Below are 11184 nucleotides of genomic sequence, written 5' to 3' on the forward strand. Positions count from 1 at the left end.
GCCTCCTCATCCCGTTCGAACAGATCGACAGGCTACACAGCGGCTGGGAGCGTGCGACTTGACGAGCTAAGACCCTGAGGTGTCTGGATAGCCCCGTTCACTGGGCTGAGCCCTCGTCTGTTCGGGAAGCTGGTGACGGTTCTGCGCCGCGAGGGCGCGGACGCGGTTCGTAAGGGCCGGCCGTGGAGCCTGCCCCTGGAGGACCGGGCTCTGCTGGTCGCGGCGTACTGGCGCACGAACCTCACCATGCGCCAACTGGCTTCGCTGTTCGGGGTCTCCAAGTCGGCGGCGGACCGGATCATCGATCGCCTCGGGCCGATGCTCGCCCTCCAGCTCCGCAAGCAGTTTGCGAAGGACACGGTACTGATCGTGGACGGCACCCTGGTGCCCACCCGCGATCACACCATCGCCGAGCAGTCGAAGAACTACCGGTACTCCACCAACCACCAGGTCGTCATCGACGCCGACACCCGCCTCGTCGTGGTAGTTGGCCGGCCCCTGCCTGGCAACCGCAACGACTGCAAGGCATGGGAGGAGTCCGGAGCGAAGGCCGCCGTCGGCGCAACCATGACCATCGCCGACGGCGGCTATCCGGGCACCGGACTCGTGATGCCCCACCGCCGTCGAAAGGGCGAGGAACTGCCCGACTGGAAGCAGGCCCACAACAAGTCCCACAAGCAGGTCCGCGCCCGTGTCGAGCACGTTTTCGCCCGCATGAAGACCTGGAAAATCCTCCGCGATTGCCGTCTCAAAGGCGAGGGCGTTCATCACGCCATGCTCGGAATCGCACAGATGCACAACCTCGCCCTCGCCGGATAGGCCACCAAGCCGTACAGCAGCCCACCCTGCCCGAGACCACTCAGAGATAATTTACGGGACAGCCCTTACTTCTTGCGCTGCTCGTAGAAGTAGCGAAGCAGTGCCGACAGCACCTTGCATCCACCTCGACTCGCGGATTTATTGCTTCGGCCAGACAAGAACTTCATGCCCGTCGGGATCCAGAACCCTAAGAGACCCCTCAATATCACGCGGCCCAGGCGGCATAACGCGAACACCGAGAGAGGAAACCGACCTGCGGATATCTGCAGGGCTAGACGAATGAACCGTGACCTGCATCGGGGCAACCGGACCGGAAGTAGACAGTTCGGACTTTTCCACCAGAGCCAACCAGGGATTGAGATATACCGCGCGGTCGCTCCACTGGATGGCAAGCCCGAGAATATCCCCATAGAATCGCCGCGTTGCTTCGAGGCTGGCCACGGGAATAGCAATACGAGTAAAGGACGAGCTAGGGCCAGACTCATCACGCCCAGCCTTGGTCACACCGCGAGAATCGGCAGGAATATTCAATTCTTCCTGGCGACCTCTCTCCCGCTTAAACGGAACATCAATCACCATTGTCTGACCATCGCGAATCGCAATATCATACCTGGTGACAGTCAAGGCATTTCGTTCAAACAGTTTGAAACTTCGCATCGAAGAAACTTCTCTGCCGTCGACAAAAGACGATACCGGCTGGCCAGAGTCGAGTCGCGCCAGCCAAGCGTTAGGAGCTTCCATCATCACCTGACTACCCCGAACTTGCATGGGCGACGAGATGAGCTGATGGGCCATGAACTGAAGGTACTCGGAGTCCTGAACATCTCGGGACAGCGGCGAGAGCCAATCAAACCCGTGCAGTGCGCCGAGCAATCCACTTGTCATGGACGCCAATGTGTCAGTATCTGAATCTCGAAGGAATGCCGCCCTAAGGAGGCCCATCGACGGCCTCACGGCGAATCGAGATGCGAGATAGCACGCGCCGGCAGTAGTGACCGTTCCCGCGCCGTTCTGCTTCGGGTCGAAGCACCCGAGCATCTCCAGAGTCTTCTCGTCGTCTGAAAGAGCAGATCTCTCCAATGAAGTGAGACAGATTTGGAAGAGCTTATCCATCTCGCCAGCAGTGCGGCGCCAGTCGGCGGCGACCGATTGCCCAGAGGTCATTTCGTATCGCTCAACCCAGTCCTGCGGAAGATGACTGATGACGACATCTGGATCTGCCCAAACCTTCTCACCGAGGAGGCTGTGCAGTAGGTCACCGTATTCCATTGCACCGCGACGGATAAGGGTGTGACGTACAACTAGGCCGTACACCACCGCACCCAAGAGAGCGCGCATGTGTCCATGAGTGAGGATCCCATCATTGAGCACCCGCCCGATAAGGTTCGACGGGCTGTCATCATCGATGGTCGCCAGTGCGTGCGGCGCAATCCTCATGGCAACGCCGTTAGCTCCGGCAGAGAAATAAGAACGCGCCTTACTCTGTGGTCCTTGCCAGGGTGGCGTGCCCTCTTTCCATGCCCGACAGGCTGCTAGTACAGCCTTGCCTCCGCCACGTTGGTAGAGAGGCCACGCCGGAAGCTCCACATCCCTCAACCAGGCGAGCCACTCATCGCCGTGAAGGCATGCGCGAGCCGTCGCGAGAATCAGTTGTGTGTCGTCGCTATAGGATCCGGCGGCAACCTTGTCCTCGTACTTGGAGTATTGAGGCCCTCCCCATCGCGCCCACGAGCGGAACGTCATGCTAGGCGGGATGCTACGAGATTTCTGGCCTCCTAGGATTCCACTGCGCTGCTCCTGAGGCCAGCCGAGGGCATCGCCTACGGCGGCGCCCAGCATCAGACCTTGCGCTCGGTCTGACAAATCAGCGGGCCTTGGGAGTTTCATGTTCATCGCTCCGTCGTACGGGGTGTCCAGGGTGTTTCCAAGATCGACCGACCGAACCTGACGCTCGCGCTCAGCTGATCCCTATCAAACAGTACTGGTGCGACAATCCAGCTGAACTGCCGAGTGTTGAAACCGAACATCTCTAGCCTGGCGAACTCGGTCGATGCCGCATCCTCAGAGGGAACAGCAATCCCCCTGATACAGGAGAGCTCGATCGGCCCTGGAATCAAGGCTTCGGCTTGAAGGTTCGTAGCAGCGCCGGCCGCGTGGCGAGGCCCACGGCTCCAACCGCCACTCTGGGGAGCGAAGCAGTCAGCCAGGCTCGAAGCACCAGGCTTCAGGAAGGCACCGCCCTGGGATGCCGCATTGCACGGAGCAAAAAGAGTCCCAGGACGCAGGATCAGGCCAACGTCAAGGAACAGGCAAACCCAGTCGGGATAGTTGATAAATTCCGACTTGTTCCTGGCTTGAGCCAAGTAGTATCCGTTGGGATACTGGAACGTACAACAAACCTTGTCAGGATTCCTATCAAACCTCAGACGATCAGTGGGATCGAAATGATCTGGCGCACTGTCGGCCAAGTCTTTACTGCTTCTTATCGCTCCGTCGCGCAGGATATGCAAGAGGTTTCTGGCCGGCGTGAAGTGGGCCAGGCGTGTTGCCCCAGATGCCTGCAAAGCAGACCGGACTGCTTCATCCGTTGAGTCGGCTGTCACGGCTCCACCTTCACAAAGAGCGACGGGTCGTCTGGCAAGAGATGAGTGGGAGTTCCCGTATACGTGATCAACAGATCCGACTTCGCGCGGGTGATTGCCACATATAGGAGCTTCGACTCCCTCTCGGCTGCGTCCGCCTCTCCCAGGGAGGTCACGACATCCGGCAGTGGAATGGTACTAGGGCTACAGAAAGGCATCAAAACGGCATCGAACTCAAGCCCCTTGGCAGAGTGGTAAGTCGTGCAGTAGATTCCGGGCTTCGCTTCCCAGAATGCGACGTCGCCGTTGAGCTTAGTCGCGCCCAGTCCGCTGCATGCGCGATCAACGTCGGCCCACGTTCGGGCAACGATAGCGACGGTTCCGACCTCACCCAGCCTTTTTGCCGCTGCTTGAACAACCGCGACCTCGTGGTCGCGACTCTCGCATTGAGCGAGAGTCGGCTTTGGTCCCACCGCCCTCGGGGCAACTGGCGGAACGAGATCGTCAGTTGATCCGAAGAAAGGCATGGAACTCAAAGCAATGGCGACCTCGGCAATCGCAGTTGAGTTTCGGTAGTTGTCACGAAACTGTTCAACCTGGCGAACATTAAGGCCGCATGTCCTCCAGGACATGCCCTGACCATAGATCTGCTGGGCATAATCACCAAAGAAGCTGACAGAGCCTTCTGGGCCAACTGCTTCGGCCAAGGACCTGATTTGCTCGGGCGAAAGATCCTGCCCTTCGTCAATGATGATGTGCCGATACATTCTGGGGCGGCCGTCGACTGCCAGGTTCTCGCGAACCGCCGTACTGATGTCATCCCAGTCGAACTTGTGCCCAGCCTCGCCCCTCAGGCTCCGGTATCGATCGCGGATCTTCCAGACCACTTCCCTTAGAGAGAGAGCAAGCGGAGTCTTTCGCCCAAGCCGTTCAACCGCGAGGTAGTCATCCTTCGACTGGATCCCCATGCCCGCAATCCATGAAATTTCGTCCTGGAACCATCCCACATCTCGGCTGAAGAACTTATGGGGCTTGTACTGCGTTGAAACCTCTCGCACGGCAGCGGAGATCAGACTTCTCCTGCGTAGGGGTTTTACAATGTCATTCCAGTTCCCCATGAGCCCAAGGCTTGCGAGATAGCCGCGCGCGAATTTGCTATACGTCCAGATGTCAAGCTGCGATGACGATTTCTCCGACAAGTGATTCAAGTACGCAACGAGAGCATTGTTGTACGTAACGACCAGGGTCCGTCCTGAACCGTTGACTGCCGGGTTGGACAGATGCAGGGCCCGATAGATCGCCATAACGGTCTTCCCTGTACCCGCGGTACCCAGAACGACCTGGTGGCCGGTGGGCGGCAGGTAGGCCACGTGCGACTGACGTCCGACAGGGGTCGGCAGACCCATCTGTTCCTCCCAAATCTGCCCACAGGTCGTCGTTCAGCAGTCGAGCCCAAGCCTAACTGGACAGGGTGACATCGCTGAGGGTGCCCGCCGGTGAGGGCAGCAGCGGCGAGCGAGAGGGCTCCAGCACCGATCATGCCCGTCCGCCATCTGGTTCGGGCGAGCTTCGCCGAAATCAGTCCGCACTGTCGTCTCCGTGCGAAAGCTCGGTGGCATGCCCGACTCGTGCCACGTCTCCCTCAGACATCCCGAACATGTCCGTCATGTTCAAGCGCAGGCCACACGCCTTGCTGCAGTGCTCTCGGCCGGAAAAGTCCAGGAGCGCACGAAAATCGGTGCGCTCGGACACCGGCTACCTCGATACTGCTGGTGACGAAGCGAGGTCCCGTGCCCCAGATCGAGCCGAGCGTGCTGACAGCGCTCATGGCGGCGGCGAAGGACGCCGTCTCCAACGCAGCCGCCGCGTTCTCCCTCGCGGCCATGGACGGTTCGAGTACGGCCGTCGAGCAGCGGAATGCGCTGGTCGCGGCCTTGCGCCGCCGACCGTCTGAGGTGCTGAAGGACCGGAGGGAGGCGCGGGAGGCCCCGCCGATTCCGCCCACCACGCCGGCCCAGTTGGAGATCTGGAGCCTGTACGCAGACCACCTGGATGATCCTCTGCTCCGTGGCCACCTTCATCATCTGCTGCTCGACGCCGGACACGGCCGTAGACCCGACCGAGTTCGTGGCGCGGCATCCGGATACCTCGACGCGGTGCAGCTGCTGTTGGCCGCCCAGGACGGCCACGGGCTGCTGCGGGCCGCCCGGTGCCTGAAGAGGGCCGGAGAGCTGTCCCTCAAGTTCAAGCAGCCCGACGTTCGTGAACGCACGACCAAAGACGCCCTCGCCCTTGCCGAGCGCCTCCTAACCGGCGCCAAGGACGATGGGCGACCCCTGCTGGTTGTCCTGGAAACGTTGCAGACCCTGGAGCGCGATGTCGCGGACCTCGCCGAACGGGCGGCCGACTTCTTCGCCCGCGACGTGGACGTCCGGCTCGGCTTCCTCAATGCACTGCGGAAGGACGCGGGCCCCAGCCGCCACACGGAGATCGATGCCGCCGTGGTCCACACCCTCCTCAACACCGCCGTTACCGCCGATACAGGGCACCGCCGCCTGTACTTCCTGACGGAGGCAGCAACCCAGGCGCAGAAGCGGGGACTGCCCGACCTGCGGGCCCGTGCCGAGATGGCCCTGCAGCAGACCACGCTGGAGCGGACCTCCATCCGGACCGAGGGCACCATCCCGCGCGCGTTGATCGTCGGGCAGCAGGCCCGGGTCGATGCAGCCGAGGATCTGCGGACCGCGCTGTGGCGCACCGTGCAGGACGTCCATCCGGCGATGCGCGCGCAGGCCGAGGCCGAGGCCGACGGCGCGCTCGAGGGCCTGCTGCGGATCCCGCGCTCGCGCATCAACCCAGCCGGACCCGTCTTCGTCCGATCGCCCGACGAGGCCGACGACGACCTCGCGGTGTCGATGCAGGTCCGTGGCCTGGGACTGTTCGGGATCCTGACCGCAATCCAGCTCGACCGCATCCACGAACGCTTCCGACCCGACGAGGTCGAGATGACCGCCGCTCTGGCACACGAGGCGGTGCTGCCCGAGCCGCGCGCGCGGACCCTCGCACGGGCCTTCTGCTACTACTGGCTGGGGGAATTTGACGCCGCGGCGTGCGTCGCCCTGCCACAGGTCGAGCAAATCCTCCGGGAACTCCTGCGCTCCCGGATTTCTGTCGTCTCGGTGGCCTGGGGACCGAGCGCCGGTGGAGTCGACTTGCTGGGCAAGCTCTTGCAGCGCATGCCGGAGGCCGGGTTTCCGGCGGACTGGAGCAGAGCGCTGGAACTTCTCCTGGTCGACCCCGACCGCGGGATGAACCTGCGCAACGACATCCTCCACGGCCTGGTCGACACCCCGCCCAAGCACCACGTCGCGCTCATCTTGCAAGCGGCGTTGTACCTGCTCAGCCACGCGCACGGGCAGCGCATGACCCCTGACCCGACGGCCTAATCCCCAGGACCGCAGGGCAGCACCACTCCTGGACCACTCCGCCGGGCGGGGAACGCACGCCACCCGCCGCCACGGCGTGATCCGGCGCGGCTCACTCGTGCGAAAACGGGCCGAGCCAAGCAGTCAGCTCGGCGACAATGAAGGCCGAAGCGCCACGCCGAGCCCAAGGACTGACGATGAGTCACGAACGTGAGGTAGCCCCGCCCGGGCTACGCCGAGTACTCCAGGACGTCGTGCACGCCTTGAAGGAGGAAGCGGTTGCGACCCTTGCCGCCTGGCTCGACATCCCTGTGCCCTCTGGCCTGTGGGGCAGGGACCTGCCCGAATGGGTCAACGAGCAGTTGCAGCGGCTGCCGGACCCCAAGGTCTTCGACCTGCTGGAACAGGCCCTGACGCCGAACGGCATGTGGGGATCATCGGCCTACGACGACAGGGTCAACAGGATCCTCAAGGAGGCCGAAATCGCTCTCGTGATGGTCGACGGCTCCTTTATCGAGAACGACGAAGGGGCCGAGGAACTGGACGTCCAGGACACCACAGTCCGCCCACTGACCTTGCTCACCGGGAAGTACGCCGCCGCCCGGAGCAATTGGTCCAAGGCCCTGACCGCCCAGAAGGCCGGGGACGATCGCCAGGCCGTCGCGTTGGCCGTCAACACCCTGGAAGGCGTCATCAAGATCGCCTCCGGGCAGAAGGACATCAACTCCGGGCTTCGTCGGCTGTTCCCCGAGGGGGAGCGCACCCCGCTGTGCCAGGCGATCAACCAGCTGCACAACTACGGCTCGGCCATGCCTTGGGTACGCCACGGCGGCGGCCAGAAGGATCTGGAGCTGACCCGGATTGAGGCGCTGGGCGTGGTGCGGGCCGCCGCCGTGTGGATCGTCATGCTGATCAACCTGGACAAGGAGGGCCGCTTCTAGGCCGGCCGGTGGTCCGGCACCGACGTCAGCGGCGCCGACCTGAAGTTGTCGGCGTACAACGAGCACGCCGCCCGCCATCTGGCCGCCCAGGTCGCCATCATCGACGTCAGCGCCGGACTGCTCCCCCAGGACAAGACCGTCACCGTACGGGAGTTAAAAGGCCAGGGCCGCAGAGGACTAGGGTCTGCGCCGGTACCTGGAGGGCACCCGGACCGGTCGACTGACGCGGTCAAGAAGTGGCACGCCTTCGTACCCCGCCGTGACACCTGGTCCACCGCGTACGGCGAGGTTGACCAAGTCCGGCCGACGGGAGCCATGCGCCGCTTGGCTCCGGGAGGCGCTGGAGACCGTGGGGGCGCGAAATCCGCGGCACCACGGTGCATGCTCGTCGGTGACCTCCAGCGGGTCATCGAGTATCCGAAGCTCGGGTTCGCCATCGAGCAGGAGGTCCCGGTGGACGTGCATGCCGCGTACGAATCCCTCATCCGCGACGACTTCACCAGCCGCCTCATCTCGTGACCTGCCCGCCCCGGGCGGGCTGTGCGCGATCCATCAGCCCAATGTGTTCCCGAGGCTGACCACCCTGGCCAAGCTGTTCGCGGCGGACTACTGGATCGTCCTGGACGACGTGCAGTTCACCCGCCGCGACTACCAGCACCGAGCCTGCCTCGCCGACCTCGACGACCCGAACCGGCAGCAGTGGCTCACCCTGCCCACCCACCTCCCGAACGGTCGGCCCACCCTCATCAGGGACGCCCGGATCGACGATCCGGACCTCGCCCGCCGCAGGACCGCCGGGATGCTGCGGCAGCAATATGGAGCCAGCCCTCACTGGCCCGCCCTCGCCCAGATCCTGGACCCGGTGCTGGACGCCTTCACCACCAGCCGGACCGCGACGGTCGCCGAGATGTCCACCCGCGTCCTGCTGGACCTGCTCGGCTGGCCGGGCCAGATCCTCACCAGCAGCCGCCTGCCCTCCCGGGCAGGACGATCCGTCCGCCTCGCCGACCTGGCCGCCGCGACCGGCGCCCGCGCGTATCTGTGCGGGACTGGCGGCATGACCTATCTCGACCTCGCCCCGTTCGCCGCCTGGAACATCGCCGTGGTCCCGTTCCGGCCGCCGTCCGCCGGTATCTGGTCCTCCGGCCGTCACATCAGTGCCCTGTGGGCCCTGGCCGCACTCGGACCCGAGGCCCTGGCCGCCCGTCTGAAGGCCCTGCCGGCCGGCGTCGTCCCGGTGTTGCGGGTGCCGCTCGACGTGTGATCTGAAGGCGTCGCCGGTCCCCGTGGGCGGCCGGAAGCGGAACCGGGTGGCCCGGGGGAGACCGGGAGCCCGGCTCCGCACCGTATCCGTCCGGGGACGTACCACTGAACGTCATCAGTCACGTACGACTCTGCCGTCCACCATCGCGTACGGACTCGGGCATCGTTTCTTATGGCGTGGTCGCTTGTTGGTCTGTGCATGACGGATCTGGTTGAGCGGTTGGTGCCGGATGAGTTCCGGATAAGTTGTGGGTGTTGTTCCGGCGGGTGGTGCCGCCCACGGAGGTGAGGCGTCCGCAGGGCGCGGGCCGTCGTCGGGCCGGTGACCGTGAGGTTCTGGCGGCGGTCGTCTTCGTGGCCACCTCGGGCTGTACGTGGAGGCAGCTCCCGCCCGTGTTCGGCCCGGCCTGGCAGACGGTCTACCGGCGGTTCGCCCAGTGGAGCGCGGACCGGGTCTGGGCCCGTCTCCACCGCGTGGTCCTGGACGAACTCGGGGCCGCGGGGTGAGCTGGACTGGTCGCGGTGCGCGATCGACTCCGTCAGCGTCCGGGCGGCAAAAGGGGGCTTCTGACGGGACCGAATCCGACCGACCGAGGCAAGTTGGGATCGAGAATCCATCTAGTCACCGACCGGAACGGACTGCCGCTCTCACTGGGCATCTTCGGCGCCAACATGCACGACAGCCAGGGACTGGAACCGCTCGTCCGCGGAATCCCCATCCGTTCCCGTCGCGGCCCACGCCGCAGGCGGCCGGCGAAGCTGCATGCGGACAAGGGCTACGACTACAACCACCTGCGGCGATGGCTCCGTTCACGCGGCATACGTCACCGCATCGCCCGCAAGGGAACCGTTGGGTCGTTGAACGAACCGTCTCCTGACTGGCCGGCTGCCGACGCCTCCACCGCCGCTACGAATGCAAACCCGAGCACTTCCTCGCCTTCGTCGGCATAGCCGCGACCCTCATCTGCCACCGCCGTCTCGCCAAGTGAGACAACGTAAAAAATTTCGGTACGCAAGAGGCCATCGCAAGCCAAGAAACGATCATACGCGGCCATCCATACCGCACCCCCTGTCACAGGCGTACCTCTGGTCCGTAACTTTTCACCGTACGCGCACGGACGTGTGCGTACAGAAACCTCCGGTCGAATGGAAGTTGATGCGAAAACTGACTCGTCACGTCATCTCTCTAGCAGCGTCCTTGGCGGCAATGGCTTCGCTCGCCGTTGCTGGTAACGCCTCCGCCGCAGACAACCCCGACTATCCGCAGGGCGGGCAGCCGATTGGGACTTTCTCTGCCTCCGAACTGCCGTCTGCGAAGCCCACTTCGAGCGGTGCGAGAATCGAGCCGGAGAAGTCGTGCTCGACGGTCCCCTCTGCTGAGCGCGCAGACCTCGGAGGGGCTACTACAGAGTGCGTCGAGATCAAGGCGCCCGAAGCGGCCAGCACTCCTACAGTGAAGTCCTCCGATCAGGTCGCGGCTGCTGGGGCGTGCGACATAACTCGGCCTGGTTATTGGACTTGGACCAGGACCGACGGCCTGTGCATGAATGCAACGGAGGCCACCTATACCCTGCTGGACGAGAAAAACGTCCCTGTGGGTACCGGAATCATGAGCGTCAGCTCCAGCATGACTCTCAGCCAGTCCACTGCAACAATCTCAGAGCTGCTGACCGTCAAAGTGACCCGCGTGACAGGAAAGGTGGCGAGCCTCAATGTAGCCTTCGATGTTGGTTGCACATCTACATGCTCCGCGACCACCAAAACGCCGTGGGTGGGTGGAAGGACGATTCTGCCGAACGGTCAAGCGTCCGGCACTGTTACTTACACCAGCAATGTGGCCACCGGGGGGAACGACAGCTTCCGAACCAGCTACCACATATATGTGACGTCTGCGGGTGCTAGTCCTCTCCAGCCCAACATCAATTGGGACAGCCCCAACGAGGCCCCGATCCGCTGCGACCGCGAGCTGACGGCACCGGGGTGCGTGATTCCTCAACAGGCGGCTATCCTGCGGTACTCGATCTCTGACCCCAATAACGGTGCAGCTGCTGCGGCCTATGAGCTCGTAACACGATCTTGCTGAATCGTCCTGGTAGGCCGTTACCGGTGTGATGATTCGGCCGTTCGTGAGGGTGTGGGTACCCGACCGTGGAT

8 protein-coding genes and 2 pseudogenes are annotated in these 11184 nt (G+C 63.6%); 7 read left to right on the plus strand and 3 right to left on the minus strand.

From position 1 onward, the window contains the following. The first annotated feature begins 87 nt into the window (after positions 1 to 87). On the plus strand, positions 88 to 819 hold the full coding sequence (locus ACWD3D_RS25615) for a transposase (RefSeq protein ID WP_451463147.1): 732 nt from the start codon (positions 88 to 90) through the stop codon (positions 817 to 819). Positions 820 to 957: 138 nt separating this feature from the next. On the opposite strand, the gene ACWD3D_RS25620 is transcribed toward ACWD3D_RS25615, so the two are convergent. Genes ACWD3D_RS25620 through ACWD3D_RS25630 form a run of 3 tightly spaced genes read right to left on the minus strand, consistent with a single transcriptional unit; the run spans position 958 to position 4807 of the window. After that, positions 958 to 2712, minus strand: a complete 1755-nt coding sequence (locus ACWD3D_RS25620) for an ADP-ribosylglycohydrolase family protein (RefSeq protein ID WP_451463141.1) — start codon at positions 2710 to 2712, stop codon at positions 958 to 960. Beyond that, entirely contained in the window at positions 2709 to 3422 is a 714-nt protein-coding gene (locus ACWD3D_RS25625; RefSeq protein ID WP_451463142.1) for a DarT ssDNA thymidine ADP-ribosyltransferase family protein, read from the minus strand. Before ACWD3D_RS25625 ends, ACWD3D_RS25620 begins: the two co-directional genes overlap by 4 nt. Then, positions 3419 to 4807: a 3'-5' exonuclease gene (locus tag ACWD3D_RS25630; protein WP_451463143.1), complete on the minus strand. Its 1389-nt coding sequence runs from the start codon at positions 4805 to 4807 to the stop codon at positions 3419 to 3421. The genes ACWD3D_RS25625 and ACWD3D_RS25630 overlap by 4 nt, the downstream gene beginning before the upstream one ends. Positions 4808 to 5191: 384 nt before the next feature. Between ACWD3D_RS25630 and ACWD3D_RS25635 the strand changes: the two genes are divergently transcribed. The 6 genes and pseudogenes from ACWD3D_RS25635 (at position 5192) to ACWD3D_RS25660 (ending at position 11113) form a co-directional block, all read left to right on the plus strand. Further along, entirely contained in the window at positions 5192 to 6847 is a 1656-nt protein-coding gene (locus tag ACWD3D_RS25635) for a hypothetical protein (protein ID WP_451463144.1), read from the plus strand. A gap of 176 nt (positions 6848 to 7023) precedes the next feature. Continuing rightward, positions 7024 to 7767, plus strand: a complete 744-nt coding sequence (locus ACWD3D_RS25640; protein ID WP_451463145.1) for a hypothetical protein — start codon at positions 7024 to 7026, stop codon at positions 7765 to 7767. Between the two features lie 381 nt (positions 7768 to 8148). After that, positions 8149 to 8286 (plus strand): annotated as a pseudogene (locus ACWD3D_RS25645) (YdcF family protein); the annotation flags it as partial. Between the two features lie 19 nt (positions 8287 to 8305). Beyond that, on the plus strand, positions 8306 to 9031 hold the full coding sequence (locus tag ACWD3D_RS25650; RefSeq protein WP_451463148.1) for a WbqC family protein: 726 nt from the start codon (positions 8306 to 8308) through the stop codon (positions 9029 to 9031). A gap of 245 nt (positions 9032 to 9276) precedes the next feature. Continuing rightward, a pseudogene (locus ACWD3D_RS25655) lies at positions 9277 to 10019 on the plus strand (IS5 family transposase). Positions 10020 to 10573: 554 nt separating this feature from the next. Further along, positions 10574 to 11113: a hypothetical protein gene (locus ACWD3D_RS25660; RefSeq protein ID WP_451463146.1), complete on the plus strand. Its 540-nt coding sequence runs from the start codon at positions 10574 to 10576 to the stop codon at positions 11111 to 11113. Positions 11114 to 11184: the final 71 nt, after the last annotated feature.

This window comes from Streptomyces sp. NPDC002690, assembly GCF_053592415.1.

Coding starts and splice junctions, on each gene's coding strand:
- ACWD3D_RS25660 (WP_451463146.1), top strand. CDS start 10,574: ATGAATGCAACGGAGGCCACCTATACCCTGCTGGACGAGAAAAACGTC.
- ACWD3D_RS25620 (WP_451463141.1), bottom strand. CDS start 2,712: ATGAACATGAAACTCCCAAGGCCCGCTGATTTGTCAGACCGAGCGCAA.
- ACWD3D_RS25640 (WP_451463145.1), top strand. CDS start 7,024: ATGAGTCACGAACGTGAGGTAGCCCCGCCCGGGCTACGCCGAGTACTC.
- ACWD3D_RS25630 (WP_451463143.1), bottom strand. CDS start 4,807: ATGGGTCTGCCGACCCCTGTCGGACGTCAGTCGCACGTGGCCTACCTG.